The sequence below is a fragment of the Nonomuraea sp. NPDC050536 genome, assembly GCF_044457685.1.
In the GTDB taxonomy this organism is placed as follows: Bacteria; Actinomycetota; Actinomycetes; order Streptosporangiales; family Streptosporangiaceae; genus Nonomuraea.
On sequence record NZ_JBITHD010000016.1, the window covers coordinates 23,867 to 44,668 of the forward strand.

The following is a 20,802-nucleotide window of genomic DNA, read 5'->3' on the forward strand; positions in this document are numbered from 1 at the left end:
CACGGGGAAGGTGGGCCCTGGTCTGGTAGGCGAGGTCATGGTTCCGGTCAGAGGCGGCGTCGAGGCCTTCTACGCTCATCCGACCCTGCCGGACGAGGAGATCCCCGTCGGATCCATCGTGATCGTCGTGGAGTATTTTCCTCCCCGAACGGTCTATGTGGCCCGTGCACTCGTCTAGCGCGTTGGAGGACCCGTGTCCCCTGAGCTCTACTTTCTCGGCGGGGGCATCCTCGTCGCCGTCGTCGTCATCATCCTGCTGTTCAAGGCCTTCTGGCGGGTCGCCGAGCCCAACGAAGCGCTGATCATCTCCGGCCTCGGCGCGCGCAGGCGCGACGCCGGGGTCGACAGCTTAGGATTCAAGATCATCACGGGTAAGGGCACCGCGGTGCTGCCCGGCTTCCAGACGTCCAGGCGGCTGCGCCTGGACACCAGGGCCGCCAACCTCCAGGTCGCCTGCGTCACCCAGCAGGGCATCCCCGTGTCCATCAGAGGCGTGGTGATCTACAAGGTCGGCGACGACCTGGCCTCGATCGCCAACGCCGCCCGGCGCTTCCTGGACCAGCAGGACTTCATGACCGGCGCCATCCACGAGCTGTTCACCGGCCACCTGCGCTCCATCGTCGGCAACCTCACCATCGAGGACCTCATCCTCAACCGCGAGCGGCTGACCAGCGAGACCAGGGCCTCGGCCGCCGACGAGATGAGCAAGCTGGGCCTGATCGTCGACTCGCTGCAGATCCAGGAGATCGACGACGAGACCGGCTACATCACCAACCTCGGCAAGCCGCACGCCGCCAAGATCGCCGCCTCCGCGCGCATCGCCGAGGCCCAGCGCGACCAGGAGGCCACCGAGGCCGAGCAGATCGCCGCCGCCAACAAGTCCGCCGCCTGGCGCGACTCCCAGATCAAGCAGGCCGCCTACCAGGCCGAGATCGACCGCGCCCAGGCCACCACCCGCCAGGCGGGCCCGCTGTCCGAGGCCACCGCCCGGCAGGAGGTCGTCGTCCAGGAGACCAAGGCCGCCGAGCTCGAGGCCAAGCTGTCGGAACAGCGGCTCCAGTCGCAGGTCCGCAAGCCCGCCGACGCCAAGGCCTACGAGACAGTCACGCTCTCCCAGGCCGAACGCGACGCCCGCATCGCCCAGGCCGAGGCCGAGGCCAGGGAGACAGAACTGCGCGCCACCGCCCAGGCCTCGCAGGTCAAGCAGGCGGCCGCCGCCGACGCGGAAGCCGTACGGCTGCGTGGAGAGGCCGCGGGCTCCGCCACCAAGGTCGCCGGCCAGGCCGAGGCCGAAGCCGCCAAGGCGCGCGGCCTGGCACAGGCGGAGGCCACCAAGGCGATCGGCCTGGCCGAGGCGGAGGCCGAGCAGGCCAAGGGTCTGGCCGAGGCCAAGGCCATCAGGGCCCGCGCCGAGGCGCTCAAGGACAACCAGGAGGCGGTCATCGCCCAGCAGCTGGCCGAGAGGTGGCCCGAGGTCGTCGAGGCGGGCGCCAAGGCGTTCGGCAACGTCGACCACATGGTCGTACTCAACGGCGCCCAGGGCGTTGAGGAGCTGCTGGCCAAGGCGCTCACGCTGGGCGGCACGGGCCTCGGGCTGGCCCGCGCGCTGCTCAACGGCGGCTCTCCGAACGGAGCCGAACCGGAGGTGCGCAAGACGACCTGAGCGGACGTATCTTCGTCACTAGGTGAGCCGGGAAGTCTGGTCGGCATTTCATGAAGAATCCCGACATAGGGAGCAGCCATGGACCTGGTTCTCGCCGGTGTGATCGCAGCCATCGCGGTCGTCGTCATCGTCGCCTTCAAACTCATCTGGCGCGTCGCCGAACCGAACGAAGCGATCATCATCTCCGGCTTAGGAGCCCGAGGCAGGGACACACTCGGATTCAAGATCGTCACCGGTAAGGGCGCCCTGGTCCTGCCGGGATTCCAGAGCGCACGCCGCATCTCGCTCGACAGCCGGGTCTCCGAACTCGAGGTCCGCTGTGTGACCCGGCAGGGCATCCCTGTCCACGTACGCGGCGTGGTGATCTACAAGGTCGGCGACGACCTGGTCTCGATCGCCAACGCCGCGCGCCGCTTCCTGGGTCAGCAGAAGACCGTGGACGACAAGATCCACCAGCTCTTCTCCGGGCACCTGCGCTCGATCGTCGGCAACCTCACCGTCGAGGACCTCATCATCAACCGCGACGCCCTCACCAACGAGATCCGCACCACCTCCGCGGACGAGATGATCAAGCTCGGCATGATCGTCGACTCGCTGCAGATCCAGGAGATCGAGGACGCCACCGGATACATCGCCAACCTGGGCCGCCCGCACGCCGCCGCCGTCGCCTCGGCCGCCAGGACCGCCGAGGCCCAGCGCGACCAGGAGGCCACCGGAGCCGAGCAGGAGGCCGAGATCAAGAAGGCGGCAGCCGTACGGCAGGCCAGGATCCAGCAGGCCGGCTACCAGGCCGAGATGGACCGCGCGGCGGCCAAGGCCGGCCAGGCGGGACCGCTGGCCGAGGCGGCGGCGCGCCAGGAGGTCGTGGTCCAGCAGACCTCGGCCGCCGAGCTGGAGGCCCAGCTGGCCGAGAAGCGGCTGGAGGGCGAGGTCCGCAAGCCCGCCGACGCCCGCGCCTACGAGAAGGTCACGCTGGCCGACGCCGACAGGCGCGCATCCGTCGCCGAGTCCCAGGCCGAGGCCGAAGGGATCAGGCTGCGCGGCGAGGCCGAGGCGGAGGCCACCAGGCTGCGCGGCATGGCGGAGGCCGACGCCGCCAGAGCGCTGGGCCTGGCCGAGGCCGACGCGATCAAGGCCCGCGCCGACGCGCTCGCGCAGAACCAGGAGGCGGTCGTCGCGCAGCAGCTGGCCGAGAAGTGGCCGGAGATCGTCGAGGCGGGCGCCAAGGCGTTCAGCAACGTCGACCACATGATCGTGCTCAACGGCGCCCAGGGGATCGAGGAGACGCTGGCCAAGGTTCTCACGCTCGGCGGCACCGGACTCTCGGTGGCGCGCTCGCTCCTCAACGGATCCGTTAATGGTGCAGATGCGGAGGCAATTATCAAATCCACTGAATCCCGCGAATAGCGACGTTACTCGGCTCCTTGCTCTCCACTTCCTCTAGCGTTTCGAGGAAATACCGCCAGAGCGAATTGGAGAATTCATGCTTAAGGCCGTTTCCGGGATATGTCTGAGCATGATGGTGATCGCGGGGTGCTCCTCCGGCCACGCCGCCGAGAAGGCCGCCTCGCCATCACCCACCCCCACCCCCGCGATCAACCTGCGCGCCGCCCTGCTGCAGGCCCCCAAGGGCATGCACGTCTCCTACGGGCCGGAAACCGGAGCCTTCGGCTCACTCAAATCCACCCAGCAGGGCCTGCAGGCCATGCACCAATCACTCCTCGACCACCCCGAATGCGCCGGCGCGGCCCAACTCGACGCGACCCAGCCCGCGATCGCCAAGTCCCCCGCCGCCGTCGTCGCCTTCTCCTCCGCCAACGGCTCGATCACGCAGGCGCTCGTCTCGCTGCCCACGACGACCTTCCCCGGCGCCTTGCCCAGCCAGTGCCGCCGCTACCAGGCCACCGTCCAGGGCGCCAAGGTCACCTACACCACCAAGGAACTCGCGATGCCCCAGCAGGGCGACCAGTCGCGCGCCTTCCTCACCACGGCCACGGGCGGCAAGAACAACGCCCAGATCGGCTCGGTCATCATCCGCCGCGGCAACGTCGTCATGAGCCTGCTGGTGGTCGGCCGCCGCGTCAAACAATCCGGCCTCTTCCAACTCGGCCACCAGGCCGCCACCTCCCTCTCCCGCATCGTCCACTGATCCGTCTTCGTCGCCCCCTCCTGTGTTCTGAGCGCCCTTGAGCGGCGTGCTCTCGTCCGGCGGGCGCTCTTGCACGGTGAGTGCTCTTCTACGGCCAGCGCTCTCGTCCGGTAGGTGCTCTCGTTCGATCAGTGCTCTTGTACGGCGAGCCGCCGCCACCGGCCGCCCGCCGTCGTGCGCTGAGGGCCCGCGACCGGCGCTTCCGGCGAGTCGGTGCCACTTCCCGCCGTCACGGCGCTTCGTGAACCACGTTCCCGGCCCCCGGGTCCCTCGCCGTACAGGGCGCCGCCGTCCGCCGACCCGCGTCTCGCCGCCCCGGCGCCTGGAGGGTGGGGTCGTGGGTCTGGGGGTCTGGGGGACTTGCTGGGGTTGTCGGTGGTCGCGGATCCGGTTCGCGAGGTCTTCGTGATCGGCGTCCCTCGTGGCGGCGAGCAACAGTCCTCGACTCGCCGGAAGCGCCGGACGCGGGTCCTCAGCACACGACGGCGGGCGGCCGTAGGGGGCGGCCCGCCGTACATCTGAAGCCGGTGCAGCCAAAGGGGCCGTGCAACAGAGGACCGTCCCATCGAGAGCCCTGCAGCGCCGAGGGCCGTTCAACCGAGGCCTGCCGTGCAAGCGAGGCCCGCCGTGCAAGCGAGGCCTGCCGTGCAAGCGAGGCCCGCCGTGCAAGCGAGGCGCGGGAAGAAGGAGATCAAGTGTGTTGGAGGAGGGGTGGGATGGTGCCGGGGCAGGGGGGGTGGTTGTGGTGGGGGCTGAGGGGTTGGCGGGTGTGGGGGGCGGGGTGGCGGTGGCGGAGGGACGCGAGGGCCGCGCCCGCCGTGAGGGCGATGACCGCGAAGCCGTAGCCGTAGGCCGTGGGGAAGAGGCCGACCCGGGTGACGGCGATGCCGGCGGCGACCGCCGGGAGGCTGAGCGCCAGGTAGGACACGACGTAGATGGCGGCGATGACCTGGGCTCGGGAGGCGGCCGGGGAGAGGCTGGTCAGGGTGCGGAGGGCGCCGGAGAACGACGGGCCGAAGCCCGCGCCCGCGACGACAGTGCCCGCGAAGAAGAGCGCGGTCGAACGGGTGGCCAGCGCCAGGAGTGCCACGGTCACGCCGGTGACGAGCAGGGCCGAGCCCGCGTACAGGCAGCGCTCGGGCGACCAGTCGCGGCCGAGCAGGGTCATGGTGACGCCGCTGCCGTTCAGCGCGAGGATGACCAGCCCGCCGATCAGCCGGCCCGGCGAGTGCGTGAGCGTGCCCACGATGGACGGCCCCAGCGACAGGTAGAGTCCGCCCAGGGCCCAGCAGGCCACGATCGACGGGATCAGCGCCAGGAAGGCGCCGCGCACCTGCACGGGTACGGTCGCCCGCGGGCGCAGCGAGGAGCGCCAGGCGCCGTCAGGGGAGACGGTCTCCGGAAGTACCGCGGTCAGCGCCACCAGCACGGCGAACGCGGCCAGCAGCAGCCAGAAGATCAGGTGCGTCGGCGCAGGACCGAACTGCACGAGCAGCCCCGACACCAGCGCACCTAACGCGATACCGCCCGAGGCGGACATGTTCGTGACGATCGACGGCAGCTTGGACGAGGCGCCCCTGAAGTCGATCATCATCGCGCTGATCGCGCCCGACGCGATGCCGGTGGCGATCCCCTGCAGGATCCTGCCCGCGGTCAGCCAGGCCACGTCGCGCGCGGCCACGAACACGGCCATCGCCGCGAGCTCGATCACGGCCGCCGCCAGCAGCACGGGACGGCGCCCCACGTGGTCCGACAGCGAGCCCACGAACAGCAGCGTCACCAGCAGCGCCAGCGCGTTGGCCGCGTACACCGTCGTCAGGACGATCGGTGAGAAGTGCCAGGCCTGCTGGTAGAGCCCGTACAACGGCGACGGCGCCGACGCGGCGCTCTGGATCAGGCACAGCAGTACGGCAAGCGACCAGAAGGCCCCCGTGTTCGAAAGCCGGAACGGTGCGGCCATCGCGGATCCCCCTTCGACCAAGAGGAGATCTCAACATGATGTGCCGCGAATATCAACGTTCACCTAGATAAGTACGTGATCGGCCGGATGCCCCACGAAGGAGAACTGCGCGTTCCTGGTCAGCTTGATGTGGTCGGCCTGCCAGGTGTGCATGGAGGTGTCGGCGCTGCGCCAGTAGACGAAGTTGAAGCGGTCGGCGGAGTAGATCTTGACCCCGTCCTCCTTCAGCCGGCGCACCAGGTGGGTGTCCTCGCCGCGGGTGATGTCGGCGAAGCCGTAGGAGCGGAACATGTCGGCCTTGCCGAGGAACGTCCCGCCCTGGACCAGGAACGAGTACCGGTGCTCGAGCCCGGGTAGGCGGAGCATCGTGGTGTTGGCGCCCTCGAAGTAGCTGTAGTGGGCGCCCTTGCCGACCAGTTCGGCCTCGGTGTAGTCGAAGGCGCGGGCCAGGTCCGACAGGTAGTGCTCGCCGTACAGGTTGTCGTCGTCCATCTTGGCGATCAGCTCGCCCTCGGCGGCGGCGATGCCGAGGTTCATGCAGGCGCCCAGCGACAGCTCCGGCGAGGCGGGCAGCACGGTCACGTCGGAGATCCCGGCCATGCGCGCCTTGTCCGCCACCACGACGGGGTCGATGTCGAGGCCGTGCAGCACCATGACGAGCTGGAGCGGGCGGTGGATCTGCTTGGCCACCGAGGAGATCGCGTGCTCGATCTGGGAGGCCCGGTTGGTGGGCAGCACGACCGAGATCGACCGCTCCCTGGCCACCACCGGCCGGCCCAGTGCCTGCAGGATCTGGTCGACCCGGTGCGAGAACAGGTGCTTGTCGAACACCTCGCGCATGGCCAGATGGCCCATCCTGGCCCGCAGCTCCGGGCTGTTGATCAGGTGGAGCACCTGGTTGTAGGACTCGACCGGCTCTCTGGCGATCGGGACCAGCTCACCGAACGTCTCCTCGATCGCGCGCGACCACCCCGACACGACCGGCGTCGAGCAGGCCGACAGCTCGAAGACCCGGCGCGCGCACATGGTCGGCGAGTCCAGCACCGAGTTGACGTTGAGGAAGACCTTGTACATGCGGTACGCGGCCAGCATCTGGTCGTAGGGCAGCTCGCCCACGATGTGCGGCCGGTACTTCTCCGGCCAGGCGTACTTCTCGTCCACCTCGCCGTTGCGGGCGAAGATGTGCAGCCCGAGCTCCCTGATCGGGTCGATCACGGTCTCCATCTGCTCGCGGCGCTCGGGGTGCTTGTCGCGGAAGTACATCCCGGCGAACACCACGTCGTGCAGGCGGCCCTGCTTCTGCTGGATCGGGTTGTGCACGCGGGGCTGGGCGGCGAACTGCAACGCATCGACCCGATCATGACCCAGTACTTCACGATATTTCGGGATCATGTCGCCGTCGCACGTGAACACGTAGTCGAACAGCCTGGCCGTGTCGATGAAGAAGTCGAAGTTGGGCGGGTCCTCCTTGTTCCAGAAGACCGTGGGGATGCCCTCGGATTTGCACCAGGCCACCAGCTCGCGCAGCGGCTCCTTGGGGGCGTTCGTCCCAGTCATCTGGTAGCGCCAGCGGCCCTGGTTCCCGTGCCAGGCGGACTCGCAGAACAGCAGGTCGGGACGCCGCTCGGCGAAGATCTCCGGCCAGTCCTTGAGCCCGAACTCGATCTGGTCCCACTCGTAGCGGAAGGCCATCCGCGAGAAGTCGTCCAGGATCACCGCGACCTTCAGATCGGGCCGGTTGACGGGCCCCAGCGGCCACTTCACCGCCGGAACCTCCACCAGCGGCGGCCGGTGGTTGGCGATCTCCGTCGCCTCGCTCACCGGCACAGGCGCCTTGGGTGCCTTCTCCTTGGACCGGACCGCCTGGACGATCTTCCCCGGCGACTTGGAACCCAGCGCCTCGCCCAGCTTGAAGGTCCGCTTGGCCTGCGTGGCCTCCAGCTTCCACGTGGCGTAGGCGGCCTTGGCCTCGGCGATCTCCAGGCGCCGCCGCAGCTCCCTGACCTCGGCCTCGTAACGCTCGACGAGCTTGCGCTCCTCCGGCAGCCAGTTGACGGGTCCGAGCCGCTGGTACTTGGGCTCTTCGGGGGTTTCGGCCATGCTGCTCGCCTATCGCTCAGGTCTGTGCATCGTACGGCTCAGCCGTACCGACATGTCGGGAAATGGGCTATTCGGCCCTGGTGCCCTGGGAGGCAGGCGACAGGTTGTCGCCCTTGAGCCACGAGGCGATCACGCGGGCGATGCGCGGCCCGGCGGCGCCGTCCCAGAGCGGAGGCAGCTCGCCGGAGGGTGTCGCGGCCCCGTCGGCCAGCGCCTTCCCCGCGGCCGCAGGCAGCAGCGCCGGGGTGACCAGGCGGTTCGTGCCGTGGGTGATCGTGACGGGGCGCTCGGTGTTGGGCCGGACCGTCAGGCAGGGGACGCCGAGCATCGTCGTCTCCTCCTGCACGCCGCCGGAGTCCGTCACGACCAGGGAGGCGCCGCGTACCAGCGACAGGAAGTCCACGTACCCGAGCGGGTCGACGACCTTGACCGTCGAGCCGTCGACCAGGCCCGCCTCCGCAAGGCGGGTACGGCCGCGCGGGTGGATCGGCACCACGATCGGGATCTGCCGCGAGACGTCGAGCACCGCGTCGACCAGCTCCTTGGCCGCCTCCGGGGTGTCCACGTTGGCCGGGCGGTGCAGCGTGGCCACGGCATACCGAGCCGGTATGGCCAGACGCTTCACGATCGGCGCCGGGTCGAGGGCGGGCAGCGCGGAGAAGAGGCTGTCGATCATCGGGTTGCCGACGAAGTGCACCTTGTCCGGGCTCACGCCCTCGCGGGCCAGGAACGACAGCGCCTCGGGAGAAGTCGTGAACAGCAGGTCCGACAGGGAGTCGGTGACGATCCTGTTGACCTCCTCGGGCATGCCCCGGTCGAAGGACCGCAGCCCCGCCTCGACGTGCGCGGACCTGATCCCGAGCTTCGCGCACACCAGGATCGCGGCCAGCGTCGAGTTGACGTCGCCATAGACCACGACCAGGTCCGGCTCGTGCTCCTGGAACACCTCCTCCAGCCCCACGAGCAGCGCCGCCGTCTGCTTGGCGTGGGTACCCGAGCCCACACCCAGATTCGCCACCGGCTCGGGCAACCCGAGATCGGCGAAGAACACGTCCGACATCAGCGCGTCGTAGTGCTGACCGGTGTGGATGATGCCCTGCCGCACGCCGAGTTCGCCGAGTGCTCGCACCACCGGGGCTGCCTTCACGAAGTTGGGCCGCGCCCCCAACACGTGCAGGACCAGGGGGTTCTCCCTCATTGACCTCGCCTTTCATAGCGGAAGGGGAAAAACGTTGCCTATGGTACGGTCACCGCGTGGTAACCGAAGACTCCCGGAAAGTCTCGGCCAAGTCCGCACGAGCAGGCGTCGGCGGGCTCCTGAGGGGCTTCGTCCAGCACCCGATCATCGTCACCCGCGTCGTGGTGACCAAGGTCAAGTCCGACCCCGTCAGAGTGGCTCAGGCCGCGGCCGACGCGCTGCCGCCGAGCCTGCGGCCCCTGGTCGGTAGCGTCGCCTGGCCCGCCGCGCGGCAGGTCCGCCGGGTCGTGCGCAAGATCGGCATGCGGGCCGTCCAGGCACCGTGGAACGAGGCCAAGGGGCACTGGGACGCCGGCCGTATCGACGAGGCGGCCGCCGTGCTGGACGCGCACGCCAAGTACCCCTTCGTCAAGCGCCGTGCCGCCTACTACCGCGGCGAGAAGGCCGCGATCAGCCCGAACCCGATCCCGCCCGGTCCGAAGGTGGCCGTGGGCGAGCGGATTGAGGGGCGGGTGCTGCACTGCGTCACCAACGCCCTGCCGTACACGCAGGCCGGCTACACGGTCAGGACGCACCGCATCGTCACCTCGCAGCAGGCGGCCGGGCTGGACCCGCACGTGGTGACCAGTTGGGGCTGGCCGATGCTGCAGGGGCACGCGCAGGCCGCGCCGTTCGAGGAGATCGACGGGATCCCGTACTACCGGCTGCTGCCTGATGGGCGCGGCGAGGTGCCGTTCGAGATGCGCGGCCGCATGATCAAGGGCGCCGAGGGGGTCACCAAGCTCGTCAGCGAGCTTCGGCCCCAGGTGCTGCACGCGGCCACCGACCACCGCAACGGGTCCGTCGCGCATGCCGTACGGGACAGGACGGGCACGCCGTTCGTGTACGAGGTGCGCGGGTTCCTGGAGGAGACCTGGGTCTCGCGTGACCCGGAGGTGCGCACGGGCAGCCAGCGGGCGGTGCTGCAGCGCGAGCGCGAGGCGTTCCTGATGCGTGAGGCGGACGCGGTCGTCACGCTGGCCGAGACGATGGCCACGGAGATCGCGGAGCGGGGCGTGCCGCGGGAGAAGATCTTCCTGGCGCCCAACGCGGTGGACGACTCGCTGCTGACCGCTCAGTACGACGGGGAGTCTTTTAGACGAAATTTCGGGATCAAGCCCGAAGAGGTCGTCGTGGGTTCCGTGTCGAGCATCGTGGGCTACGAGGGGTTCGCCACGCTGCTGAACGCGGCGGCGATCATGCGCGACCAGGGCACCCCGGTCCGGGTGCTGATCGTCGGTGACGGCGCCGAGCGTGACAACCTGCTGGAGCTGGTCAAGGAGCTCAAGCTCAGCACCGCGATCCTGCCCGGCAGGGTGGGCCCCGAAGAGGCGCTGCAGGCCCAGTCGGCCATCGACATCTTCGCCTGCCCGCGCGAGGACCTGCGCGTCTGCCGACTCGTTACGCCATTGAAACCCGTCGAGGCGATGGCGCTCGGCAAGCCCGTGGTGCTCAGCGATCTACCCGCGCTGTCGGAGCTCGTGGGTTCGGATGGCGCCGGCATGCTGGTGCCTCCCGGCGACCCGGCCGAGCTCGCCAAGGCGCTGGCCGGGCTGCGTGAGGACCCGGAAACCCGGCGTGTGATGGGTGAGGCCGGACGGGCGGAAGTAGCGGCGAAGCGGACTTGGAGCCGCGTTGCCGAGACATATCGGTCTCTCTACCTCTCACTTACCTAATGATGACCTTCAAGTTGCCTGTCTGTTGTGACGGGTTCGGTCGCATTAGGCGTGAGCTAGGTGGACTTGAGATAACCTTTGCGACCATGAAGTGTTGTTTCCGGTCCGCCAAGGTACTCCTGTGACAGCAATCGACTTGGCTGTCATCGGCCTCGGGTACGTCGGCATGCCACTGGCCAAGGAGGCTGTGGCTGCGGGCCTGCGGGTCGTCGGCGTGGACGTCGACCCCCGCAAGGTCGACGCGCTCAACGCCGGGCAGTCCTACATCGATGACCTGACGGATGCCGATCTCGAGCACATGCTGGAGAACGGTTTCACCGCCACGCTGGACGAGTCGGTGCTGGCCAGAAGCAACACGATCGTCATATGCGTGCCCACCCCGCTGGATGAGGACCACCGCCCGGACCTGTCCGCGGTGGAAGGCGCGACCACGACCGTCGCGCGCAACCTGAGCAAGGGCACGCTCGTCGTCCTGGAGTCCACGACCTGGCCGGGTACCACCGACGAGGTGGCGCGCCCGCTGCTCGAATCCTCGGGCCTGGTCGCGGGGGAGGACTTCTATCTGGCCTTCTCGCCGGAGCGGATCGACCCGGGCAACCCCAAGTTCGGGCTGAGGAACACCCCGAAGGTCGTCGGCGGTTACACGCCGACCTGCCGTGACCGCGCCACCGCCTTCTACGGGCAGTTCATCGAGCAGGTCGTGCCGGTCTCCGGCACGCGCGAGGCCGAGATGGCCAAGCTGCTTGAGAACACCTACCGGCACGTCAACATCGCGCTCGTCAACGAGATGGCGATCTTCTGTGACGAGCTGGGGATCGATCTGTGGGAGGCCATCGAGGCCGCGGCGACCAAGCCGTTCGGGTTCCAGAAGTTCCTGCCGGGCCCCGGCGTCGGCGGGCACTGCATCCCCGTCGACCCGTCGTACCTGTCGTACACGGTCCGCAAGCTCGGCTACCCGTTCCGGTTCGTCGAGCTGGCGCAGGAGATCAACGAGCGGATGCCGTCGTACGTGGTCAACCGCGTACAGCGGCTGCTCAACAGGCACAAGAAGGCCGTGAACGGCTCGCGGGTGGTGCTGCTCGGCGTCACCTACAAGCCGGACATCGCCGACGAGCGGGAGACGCCGGCGCTGCCGGTGGCGCGTGCGCTGCTCGAGCTGGGCGCCGAGCTGTCGTTCGTGGACCCGCACGTGAAGGAGTGGAAGGTCGACGGTACCCCGGTGCCGCGTCAGGAGGAACTGGCCGAGGCTGTGGCGAATGCCGACGTGACGCTGCTGCTGCAGCAGCACGCCGCGTTCGACCTCGACATGCTCGAGGACAGGGCCAGGCTCGTGCTCGACACCCGCGGTGTTCTCACCGAGGGTGAACGCGTCGAGCGGCTGTAGCGACGGAGGGCTGCGCGCAGTGCACGTGCTCGTCATGACGGTGGTGCATCACCCCGAAGATGCGAGGATCCTGCATCGGCAGATCCGCGCGCTGGTGGATGCCGGTCATGAGGTCACGTATGCCGCCCCGTACACGGCCAGGGGCGTCGTGCCGAGGTCCTGGGTGACCGGGGTTGATCTGCCGCGTGCCGCCGAGCGGCGGCGTTTTTCGGCTGTCCTGGCCGCGCGCCGGCTGTTCAAGAAGATGCGCGACAAGGTCGATCTGGTGCTGATCCACGATCCCGAGCTGCTGTTCGCGATCTGGGGAGTACGCAGGCGGCCGCCGGTGGTCTGGGACGTGCACGAGGACACGCCGGCCACGCTGTCGCTCAAGCCGTGGCTGCCGTCGTTCATGCGCCCGCCCGTCCGCTTCCTGGCACGCATGCTGGAGGGTACGGCGGAGCGGCACCTGCACCTGCTGCTGGCCGAGACGGCGTACGCGGGGCGGTTCAAGCACGCGCACCTGATCGTGCCGAACGAGACCTGGGTGCCTGACGCGGTGGCGCCGGCCGGCGACGACCGGGTGGTGTACCTGGGCTGGCTGTCGTGGGCGCGCGGCGTGCGCGAGGCCGTCGAGGTGGCCAGGATCCTGCAGCCGTACAAGGTCGCGGTGGAGCTGATCGGCTACGCCGACCCGCAGAGCCGTCCGATGCTGAACGAAGCCGTGGCGGAGGGCGTGCTGGAGTGGCGCGACTTCATGCCGAACGACGAGGCGCTCAAGCGGCTGGACGGCGCGCTGGCGGGGCTGTCGCTGCTGCACGACGAGCCGAACTACCGTCACTCGATGCCCACGAAGATCGTGGAGTACATGGCGCACGGCATCCCGGTGATCACCACCCCGTCGCCCCGGGCGGTCGAGCTGGTCGAGCGCTACGAGAGCGGCGTCGTGGTGCCGTGGGAGGACCCCAAGGCCGTGGCGCAAGCCGTACTGACCTTAAGGGACGACATTCAGGAACGGCGCGCACAGGGAGCTCGTGGGTACGCCGCCGCCCGGGCCAACCATCACTGGCCGAGCTCAGCGAAGCGGTTCGTGGCACAACTCGAATCCTGGGCCAGCGTCAAGTAATTTCCGGCTTATCACGAGGGCGGTAGGTTCCTGAACGTGCGGTGGCTCTTTGTGCTCTTGGGCGCCCTCATCATCGCCGCCGTCGCGGCAGTGGTCGTCGTCCTGCCCCACGACAAGCCCTCGAAGACGGCGAGCCAGGCCAAGGCGACCCCCAAGCGGACCAACCCCACGCCCAAGGTCAGCGAGTTCACCGACCCCTGCGGCACCTTCGAGACCAAGGAGAAGGCGCCCTACGCCGTCACCGGTTACTGGATCATGCCGAAGTCCAACCCGTGCACCTGGCGCCGCCAGCTGAAGGAGATCCACGACCTGGGCGGCGACACCGTCATCAGGGTCGGGTACGGCCTGCAGTTCCGCACCGTCGACGACCAGGGCCGCATCAAGTCCCGCGACGGCCAGCTCGACTCGCTCTACAAGGACTGCGAGGAGAACGGCCAGAGCTGTGAGGCCGCCGCCGTGGCCGATCTGGAAGCGGCCAACCCCGGCAACAAGATCTCGCGGATCTACGCCTATCGCACCGACGAGTCGTACGGGCCGGACATCTTCCGCTGCCCCGAGCTGGAGAAGAAGATCGAGGTCGGCAAGCGGGTCTACTTCCGCCTGCTGTCGCGCACCGACGGCTCCGACGACGCCACCTGCGACTTCAGCAAGCCGGAGAAGTACGACCTGATCCTGGTCGCCGCCGCGCCCAAGGACAGCCTCAAAGAGCTGCTCGACCTGGGCGACCAGTTCGGCGTGCGGGTTTACCCCGCGCTGCCGCTGGCGCCGCGCGACCCGAAGACGCCGACCAGGGCCAACCCGCGCCACATCAACCCGCTGACGACGCTGACCAGGCGCGTCGTGCAGGACTACGGCTCGCGTTTCGCCGACAGGGAGTCGCTGGGCGGCGTCTACCAGCCGTTCGAGGTGCAGATGGCCGCCACGCTGAGCAGCAACCCGACCCTGTCGGTGTACGCGGGCCAGCACGACATCGTCCAGCAGGTGCTGCCGGGCAAGCCCATCCTGATCAGCCCGTACATGGACGCGCGCAAGCGCGTCGGGTTCGGCCAGACGCCCGCCCAGGTGGCCGAGGCGTTCAAGCTGCTGGCCCGGACCGGGGTCGGCATCATCGCCCCGCAGGACAGCCGCGGCACGGGCAAGGTCGGCCTGTTCTGGCCGGACCAGCGCGACTCAGAGGTCGACGACCGGCTCAAGCCGGTGGTCGGGGAGACGACGTACGGCGACGCCTACCACGGCTCGACGCGCGACTACTACCGCGAGATGGCCAACGCCCGCGAGCAGATGGTCCAGCAGGGCTACCAGGTGCAGCTGTGGGCCAACGTGGAGGCCTTCGAGCCGTCGGGTGAGCAGCCGTGCGCGCCGCAGGGCACCCGCGGCAAGACGGACAAGAAGCGTCTGGACCAGGCCGTCACGATGGCCGGCCGATACGTCCAGAAGGTCGTCTCCTACATGTGGAGCGACTTCTACAGCTGCGGCACGCCGTCGCTGCAGGACGAGATCGCCAAGGACTGGCAGCGCCCGATCGCCGTGGACGCCGTCCGCCAGGGCCGCGACATCCAGGACGGCGTTGAGGTGCGCGGCTACAACTTCACCGGCTCCTACGTCACGCTCGAGTGGTCGGCGGGCACCAAGGAGATCAGCGTGGCGGGCGCGGGCTGGCTGGACGAGCATCCGCAGGACCTGCCCGAGGGGATGATGACGGCCTGGGTTCCCTTCGACTGGACCCAGGTTCCGCCGGGCGAGTGGGTGAAGATCGGCGTAAAGGGACCTTCCGGGCAGGAGGCCACGGAACCCCTGCATGTACGGATAATGACCTGAGCTCGCAGCGTGTAACGTGCCTGGCATGGTTCCGAGCATCCCGGTCAGCGTTGACCTGGTCGTGCTCACCGTGCGCTGCAATGCTCTGAGCACGCTCGTGTGGCGCCGCGACAACCCTCCCTTCATGCGCCGCTGGTCGGTCCCGGGCGGTTTCATCCAGCTGGATGAAGATCTGCCCGACGCGGCCCGCCGTATCCTCTCCGAGCGTGCCGGCATGCCCACCCCGATCCACCTCGAACAGCTGCAGACGTACGGTTACCCGGACCGTGACCCGCGCCAGCGGGTGCTCAGCGTCGCCTACCTGGGTCTCGCGCCCGACCTGCCCGCCTCGGAGAAGGCGCACATGGCCTGGGTACCGGTGTCGGAGCTCACGGTGATGGCCTTCGACCACCGCCGCATCCTCCTCGACGGGATCGAGCGGGCGCGGGCGAAGCTGGAGTACACCTCGCTGGGCGCGGCCTTCTGCCCGCCGGAGTTCACGGTCGCGGACCTGCGCAGGGTCTACGAGATCGTCTGGGGCCGTTCACTGGACCCCCGCAACTTCCACCGCAAGGTCACCAAGGCCGAAGGCTTCCTGCTCGAGACGGGCGACACCACGACCAGGGACGGCGGCCGCCCCGCCAAGCTCTACCGCCGCGGCCCCGCCGAACTCCTCCACCCCCCAATGCTCCGCTCCCTCAAGGAGTAACCCCAAAGTTCCCGCGCTCAAAGGCCTTCGCTGCGCTCAGACGCTCTTCGCAGGCCCACCCGTTGCCCATCTGGGTAGTAGGCCATCTACCGCCCGCCCTGCTCTAGGGCCTTCGCTGCGCTCAGACATCGCTCCCAGTCGGGCCGGGGCCCCGACCCCTGCAGGGCTTCGCTACCGCTCAGACGTTCCTATGAGGGCGGGCTGACGCCCGCGCTTCGCCCCCATGGGCACCGCTGCCTGGAACCTTGCAAGCGACGTCACGCAAGCAACAGACGGACCTCCAGAGCATGCCACGCAGGGCCCGATAGGACCCGAGGAGGATTGAAGCTCAGGAAAGGGCGAATATATCCGCCGCCGTGATGCAAAGCGTGTCAGGCGAGGAGTGAGTGACCTCTTCTCTGGCACAGACCGCATACCTGAGGCCTTCGGGTTCGCGAGTGAGCTGCGTGGCCTTGGCCGCGAGGCCCGCCGTAATCCGTGCGGCGTTCACATTCCTGGCCCACTTCGCCTCTCCGACCAGAATGGGGCGCCGGGACCGGCCGCTGAGTGCGACCGCGTCGATCTGGTTCTGTCCGTCGGCCTGCCACCATGAGCCGATGGCCACGACTTCCGGTCCGATATCAGCCGCTCGGAATCGCAGGTGGTCCCGGAATGCCTCCTCCCACGCCATGCCGAGATGATCGTTCAAGGCCTCCATGAGTACAGGCATGATCGTGTCGCCAAGACCCCGGTCGATTTCGGGGAGGACGCGCGACAGCGTTCCCAGATAGAAGGCGAGGAAGTTGTCCGCGATGCGATAGATCTTGCGACGGGTCCGCTGGGTCTCTGTGACTGGTTGAATTCGTTCGACGAGGCGCAGGGTGAGCAGGTCGTTGAGCGTTCTGCTGGGGTCGGCGCGAATAACGTCCGCGATCTCGTTGTGTTTTGTGTAGCCCTCGGCGATGGCTTGGAGGACGGCGGCCAGGTGCACGCCTTGGCCCGCTTCGGTCGCCAGGACCAGATCTCCCTCGCGGATCATCTTGGCGTCCGGATGTCCGGCCAGCCGGGCAAGGTTTCGCTCGGTGGAGAGCTCCGGCCGCCACCATGAAAGGTAGAGGGGCATGCCGCCGACGATCCCGTATACCAGCGCGCGGTCGACTGGATCGAGTTCGGGCAGCATCTCTGCGGCCTCGTGAGGGCGGAAGGGGTGAAGTTGCATGGTCAGGTCGAAGCGTCCGTAGAGCGGAGAGCGATATTCCTGAATGGAGCGCATGATCCGGACCGCGGAGCCACACACGATGATCCTCAATTGTGTTCGACCGTGTGAGTGATCGAGAAAGGCGCGTAGGACTCCCTCCAACTCGGGGGCGTTGGTGATCAGCTCAGGAAACTCGTCGAGTATGAGAAGCAGCGGCTCGGCTTCTGCTTCCCTGGCAAGATGATCGAGCGCTTCATCCCAGGTCTGATAGGGGCGTGCCAGGAGATCACGTGTGGGAGAAGCGAGGGTGGCCGCCGCTCTGAACGAGAGTTCGGCAAGTTCTCGACGGGGGGTGCGCCCGCCTCCTGTATGAAAGATCGTCCGCTTGTTCTCAGCGAAGTGCTGAAGCAGGGCGGTCTTGCCGACGCGCCGACGCCCCCAGACGAGTGCTGGGCGAGGGTGTGTCTCCTCCCACCAGTCATTGAGGGTGAGCAGTTGCGGCCTTCGCCCGACGAATTCCATGACTTCAATGTAACCGACATCTATGTCGGCGACGTAGATGTCGCTGACATGGATGTCGGTAACCCGATAGCGGAGTGGGCGGCCGCTTGGATGGTGATGCGGGTACCGATCGGCAGCGATCACGGCTCCCGGGCAGCGAGGGGGCGCCACAGGTGGCGCTCGACGATGGCCTCCAGCAGGCCGGGCTCTGAGGTGTACAACCCTCGGCTTCGGCGAACGCAGGTCGTCGTGAGTCGGACAGTTTTCTGGTTGCCCGATCAGTTTTCTGGTCGCGCCGGGTAGTTTTCTGGTCCCTCTGATCAGTTTTCTGAGCGCCTCGGTCAGGCTTCTGGCGTCTGCTGTACCGCTCCCGTGGAAGCCCCGGCTATCCGCTCAAGGAAGCTTTCAGGTGATCACTTCGCCGGGGTGCTGGGTGTCCCAGGTCTCGCGGGACGTGGCGATTTCGTCCTTGTGCGCGCGGGACCAGTCGGCGAGGCCGGTGATCGTGGCCGCGAGGCTGCGTCCCATGGGGGTCAGGCGGTACTCCACCTGCGGCGGGATGGTCGGGTACGCAATGCGCTCGACGAGGCCGTCTCGCCACAGGCGCTTGGTGGTGAGGGTGAGCATGCGCTGCGAGATGCCGGGGATGGCGCGCTGGAGTTCGCGGAAGCGGCGCACGCCCTTGGCCAGCTCCACGACGACCAGCACGGTCCACCGGTCGCCGAGCCGGTCGAGGACGTCGCGGATCCCGCAGTCGTCGTCGCCGCAGGGGCCGTCGACCTGGGGGGTTACGGCCGTGTTCGTGACTGACACGAAAGTGCCTCCTTACGGTGGCGCCCGGGGAGCGCGAATGCTGTTGTACAAGCAGCAACACAGGGAGCGTTCTGATGATTCTGGTAACCGGTATTTCCGGCGCGCTGGGCGGCCTGGTCTTCCAGGGGCTGACGGCGATCGACGGGCTCGACGCGGTGGGCGGGACCCGGGCGGGCGGTACGGCACGCCGTATCGACTTCGACGACCCGGCGAGCCTGGCCGAAGGGTTCGCCGGGGTGGACGTGCTGGTGTTCGTCTCGGCCGGGTACGCCGAGGACGACGTGGTCCTGGCGCGGCACGGCGCGGTGGTGGACGCCGCGGCGCGGGCCGGGATCAGGCACGTGATCTACACCAGCCTGGCCGGCTCCGGCGAGCTGATGACGATCGCGCTGCCGCACCGCTGGACGGAGTCACGGCTGGCCGAGGCTCCGTTCGACGTGACGATCCTGCGTAACGGCCTGTATGCCGAGGTCCCGGCGGGGCTGGCGGCGGCGGGCGCGGGGAGCGCGGTAGAGACCGGGGTTTTCGCGGCGGCGCTCGGCGAGGGGCGGGTGTCGGTGGTGGCCAAGCAGGACCTGGCGGACGTCGCCGTCAGGGTGGCCGCCGAGGTCGAGCGGGACCTGGCCGCCCACGGCAGCAGCCGGCACGCGGGTCAGGTCTACGAGCTGGAGGGCGTCACGGCGATCGGCGGCCGGGAGATCGCCGAGGTCCTCGCCGAGGCGCTCGGCAGGCAGGTCGCCTACCAGGACATCCCGTTGTCCGGCATGCGGGCCGCGCTGGCGGGCAGCGGGCTCGAGCCGTACCAGGTGACGCACACGATCTCGCTGTTCTCCAACGCCAAGGCCGGGCTCCTGGAGGCCCGCTCCAGCGACCTGCCCGCCCTGCTGGCGGCCGAGCCCAGGCCGGTCATGGAGGCCGTCGCCGAGGCCGCCAGGGCCGGCTACCGGTCCCAGTCGGTCACCGCCGTACGCGCCGGATAACCTCCGCGAACTGCCGTATCACCCCCAGACAGAACTCGCCCCTGGGCACCTCGAGCACCCGCAGTGCCACTCCGTGGTCCACCACGACCGCCAGGGCCGCCGATAGGCAGACAGGCCAAACCCGACCCGGCGCGGAAACGTCGACGCTTCGGCCGCCAGGGCGGGTCTGCCGGGGATTCGGGCTCGGTGTCAGCCGTCGATTGCCTGGTAGAGCGTGGTCCAGAAGTCGTGGATCAGCCGCGCCGGATCCGGGACTGACATCCCGACCTGGGTGAGCAGGATTCCGGTGAGCTGGTTGTCCGGGTCGGCGTAGGTCGAGGTGCCGCTTCCGCCGTCCCAGCCGAACTGGCCGATGGGCGCGTAGTCGCCGCGGTAGGTGCGTACCGCCATCCCGAAGCCCCAGCCGCCGTGCTGTCCTTGGCCGAATGACAGATGGACGTTGTCGGTGGCCATGGCGTGTCGGGCGGCTTGCTGCTCGGGCGTGAGGCGGTTGGTGGTCATCAGCTGTACGGCGGGCCGGGACAGGATCCGTTCGCTGCCGTGCGTCCCGCCATTCAGCAGCATCTGGAAGTAGGCGTGGAAGTCATCGACGGTGGAGACCAGTCCGCCGCCGCCGCCCTGGAACGCCGGAGGCTTGCTCCAGCGTCCGCCCTTGGCCTCGTCCCACTCGTGGAACTGCCCGGTCTGCGGGTCGGGGGCGTAGAGGGTCGGCAGCCGGTCGATCTTGTCGGCGGGCACGTGGAAGGCGGTGTCCTTCATCCCCAGGGGGTCGAAGATGCGTTCACGCAGGAACGTCTCAAACGACTGGCCGGTGACCCTGGCGACGAGCACGCCGAGGAGATCGTTGCTGATGTGGTACTGCCAGCGCTCTCCAGGCTGGTGCATCAGCGGAAGCGCGCCCAGGCGGCGCATCCACTCATCCGGCTCGGGCATCGGCACCGGCAGATCGGGCGTGAGCCCCTGCTCGAAGATCGCGCCCATGATCGGAGTGCCTAGCGCCGTCATATCCATGCCGAGCCCGAACGTGGAGGTCAGCACGTCCCGTACGGTGATCGGCCGCCGCGCCGGCACGGTGTCGTCCAGCGGGCCGTCGATCCGCTTCAGCACCTGCCGGTCGGCGAGTTCGGGCAGCCACTGCTCTACCAGGTCATCCAGTCGCAGCCGGCACTCATCCAGCAGGACCATCGTCGCCGCCACCGAGACCGGCTTGGACGTGGACGCCATCCGGAAGATCGTGTCCCGGCGCATCGGCGCGCCACCGTCATGGCGCATCGTCCCGATCGCTTCGACGTGCGTCTCACCGCCCCGGCTGACCAGGGCGACAAGCCCGGGAATCTTCCCGGAATCGACATGCCGTGCCAGCACCTCACGCAGTCTGCGCAGCCCTGCTTCAGAGAAGCCGCTGTTGCCCGTTCCCATCATCAATCTCCTTACATACAGTGTTCGATCTGCGAGACCCGTCTCGACGCACGAGGGGCGGGGGTGAGCTCGTCGTGACCCAGTTCGCAGCCCTGAGGCCGCAATCGCTCAACCGTTCATGGCGTCCACCAT

16 protein-coding genes are annotated in these 20,802 nt (G+C 68.5%); 10 read left to right on the forward strand and 6 right to left on the reverse strand.

Features of this window, described 5'->3' with window-relative positions; translation table 11 throughout:
* The first annotated feature begins 37 nt into the window (after positions 1 to 37).
* The 4 genes from ACIBHX_RS36025 (at position 38) to ACIBHX_RS36040 (ending at position 3,812) form a co-directional block, all read left to right on the forward strand.
* Positions 38 to 178 (forward strand): hypothetical protein, encoded by a 141-nt coding sequence (locus tag ACIBHX_RS36025; protein WP_397071905.1) that lies wholly within the window; start codon positions 38 to 40, stop codon positions 176 to 178.
* 15 nt (positions 179 to 193) lie between these two features.
* On the forward strand, positions 194 to 1,663 hold the full coding sequence (locus ACIBHX_RS36030) for a flotillin family protein (RefSeq protein WP_397071906.1): 1,470 nt from the start codon (positions 194 to 196) through the stop codon (positions 1,661 to 1,663).
* 78 nt (positions 1,664 to 1,741) lie between these two features.
* The gene (locus ACIBHX_RS36035; RefSeq protein ID WP_397071907.1) at positions 1,742 to 3,070 is read left to right on the forward strand and encodes a flotillin family protein; all 1,329 of its coding nucleotides are present in this window, start codon (positions 1,742 to 1,744) and stop codon (positions 3,068 to 3,070) included.
* 76 nt (positions 3,071 to 3,146) lie between these two features.
* The gene (locus tag ACIBHX_RS36040; protein ID WP_397071908.1) at positions 3,147 to 3,812 is read left to right on the forward strand and encodes a hypothetical protein; all 666 of its coding nucleotides are present in this window, start codon (positions 3,147 to 3,149) and stop codon (positions 3,810 to 3,812) included.
* Positions 3,813 to 4,503: 691 nt separating this feature from the next.
* Here the strand turns inward: ACIBHX_RS36040 and ACIBHX_RS36045 are convergent.
* The 3 genes from ACIBHX_RS36045 to wecB all read right to left on the reverse strand — a co-directional run bounded on the left by ACIBHX_RS36045 (position 4,504) and on the right by wecB (position 9,070).
* Positions 4,504 to 5,772, reverse strand: a complete 1,269-nt coding sequence (locus ACIBHX_RS36045; RefSeq protein ID WP_397071909.1) for an MFS transporter — start codon at positions 5,770 to 5,772, stop codon at positions 4,504 to 4,506.
* Between the two features lie 63 nt (positions 5,773 to 5,835).
* Positions 5,836 to 7,872 (reverse strand): glycosyltransferase, encoded by a 2,037-nt coding sequence (locus tag ACIBHX_RS36050; protein WP_397071910.1) that lies wholly within the window; start codon positions 7,870 to 7,872, stop codon positions 5,836 to 5,838.
* A gap of 67 nt (positions 7,873 to 7,939) precedes the next feature.
* Positions 7,940 to 9,070, reverse strand: coding sequence for a non-hydrolyzing UDP-N-acetylglucosamine 2-epimerase (gene wecB, locus ACIBHX_RS36055; RefSeq protein ID WP_397071911.1), 1,131 nt, complete (start codon positions 9,068 to 9,070; stop codon positions 7,940 to 7,942).
* Between the two features lie 56 nt (positions 9,071 to 9,126).
* On the opposite strand from wecB, the gene ACIBHX_RS36060 reads away from it, so the two are divergent.
* The 5 genes from ACIBHX_RS36060 (at position 9,127) to ACIBHX_RS36080 (ending at position 15,780) form a co-directional block, all read left to right on the forward strand.
* Entirely contained in the window at positions 9,127 to 10,785 is a 1,659-nt protein-coding gene (locus tag ACIBHX_RS36060; protein ID WP_397071912.1) for a glycosyltransferase family 4 protein, read from the forward strand.
* 121 nt (positions 10,786 to 10,906) lie between these two features.
* Positions 10,907 to 12,169: a nucleotide sugar dehydrogenase gene (locus tag ACIBHX_RS36065; protein ID WP_397071913.1), complete on the forward strand. Its 1,263-nt coding sequence runs from the start codon at positions 10,907 to 10,909 to the stop codon at positions 12,167 to 12,169.
* 19 nt (positions 12,170 to 12,188) lie between these two features.
* Positions 12,189 to 13,274 (forward strand): glycosyltransferase, encoded by a 1,086-nt coding sequence (locus tag ACIBHX_RS36070; protein WP_397071914.1) that lies wholly within the window; start codon positions 12,189 to 12,191, stop codon positions 13,272 to 13,274.
* Positions 13,275 to 13,310: 36 nt separating this feature from the next.
* Complete coding sequence (locus tag ACIBHX_RS36075; protein WP_397071915.1) at positions 13,311 to 15,092, forward strand: DUF4434 domain-containing protein; 1,782 nt, start codon at positions 13,311 to 13,313, stop codon at positions 15,090 to 15,092.
* A 25-nt stretch (positions 15,093 to 15,117) separates the two neighbouring features.
* Positions 15,118 to 15,780: an NrtR DNA-binding winged helix domain-containing protein gene (locus ACIBHX_RS36080; protein WP_397071916.1), complete on the forward strand. Its 663-nt coding sequence runs from the start codon at positions 15,118 to 15,120 to the stop codon at positions 15,778 to 15,780.
* Positions 15,781 to 16,108: 328 nt separating this feature from the next.
* Here the strand turns inward: ACIBHX_RS36080 and ACIBHX_RS36085 are convergent, their stop codons facing one another.
* Together ACIBHX_RS36085 and ACIBHX_RS36090 are read right to left on the reverse strand one after the other, a co-directional pair.
* Positions 16,109 to 17,602 carry an ATP-binding protein gene (locus ACIBHX_RS36085; protein WP_397071917.1) on the reverse strand — a complete coding sequence of 498 codons (1,494 nt, stop codon included), beginning with the start codon at positions 17,600 to 17,602 and terminating at the stop codon, positions 16,109 to 16,111.
* A 261-nt stretch (positions 17,603 to 17,863) separates the two neighbouring features.
* The gene (locus tag ACIBHX_RS36090) at positions 17,864 to 18,271 is read right to left on the reverse strand and encodes a winged helix-turn-helix transcriptional regulator (RefSeq protein WP_397071918.1); all 408 of its coding nucleotides are present in this window, start codon (positions 18,269 to 18,271) and stop codon (positions 17,864 to 17,866) included.
* Positions 18,272 to 18,345: 74 nt separating this feature from the next.
* On the opposite strand from ACIBHX_RS36090, the gene ACIBHX_RS36095 reads away from it, so the two are divergent.
* Positions 18,346 to 19,251, forward strand: a complete 906-nt coding sequence (locus ACIBHX_RS36095) for an NmrA family NAD(P)-binding protein (protein ID WP_397071919.1) — start codon at positions 18,346 to 18,348, stop codon at positions 19,249 to 19,251.
* 189 nt (positions 19,252 to 19,440) lie between these two features.
* On the opposite strand, the gene ACIBHX_RS36100 is transcribed toward ACIBHX_RS36095, so the two are convergent.
* A complete protein-coding gene (locus ACIBHX_RS36100) occupies positions 19,441 to 20,670 on the reverse strand; it encodes a serine hydrolase domain-containing protein (protein ID WP_397071920.1) in 1,230 nt (409 codons plus the stop codon).
* Positions 20,671 to 20,802 lie beyond the last annotated feature (132 nt).

What these genes read in the sequence shown, in the direction of transcription:
- ACIBHX_RS36025 (WP_397071905.1), top strand. Translation starts at nt 38, where the DNA reads ATGGTTCCGGTCAGAGGCGGCGTCGAGGCCTTCTACGCTCATCCGACC.
- ACIBHX_RS36100 (WP_397071920.1), bottom strand. Translation starts at nt 20,670, where the DNA reads ATGGGAACGGGCAACAGCGGCTTCTCTGAAGCAGGGCTGCGCAGACTG.
- ACIBHX_RS36040 (WP_397071908.1), top strand. Translation starts at nt 3,147, where the DNA reads ATGCTTAAGGCCGTTTCCGGGATATGTCTGAGCATGATGGTGATCGCG.
- ACIBHX_RS36080 (WP_397071916.1), top strand. Translation starts at nt 15,118, where the DNA reads ATGGTTCCGAGCATCCCGGTCAGCGTTGACCTGGTCGTGCTCACCGTG.
- ACIBHX_RS36095 (WP_397071919.1), top strand. Translation starts at nt 18,346, where the DNA reads ATGATTCTGGTAACCGGTATTTCCGGCGCGCTGGGCGGCCTGGTCTTC.
- ACIBHX_RS36035 (WP_397071907.1), top strand. Translation starts at nt 1,742, where the DNA reads ATGGACCTGGTTCTCGCCGGTGTGATCGCAGCCATCGCGGTCGTCGTC.
- ACIBHX_RS36045 (WP_397071909.1), bottom strand. Translation starts at nt 5,772, where the DNA reads ATGGCCGCACCGTTCCGGCTTTCGAACACGGGGGCCTTCTGGTCGCTT.
- ACIBHX_RS36050 (WP_397071910.1), bottom strand. Translation starts at nt 7,872, where the DNA reads ATGGCCGAAACCCCCGAAGAGCCCAAGTACCAGCGGCTCGGACCCGTC.
- wecB (WP_397071911.1), bottom strand. Translation starts at nt 9,070, where the DNA reads ATGAGGGAGAACCCCCTGGTCCTGCACGTGTTGGGGGCGCGGCCCAAC.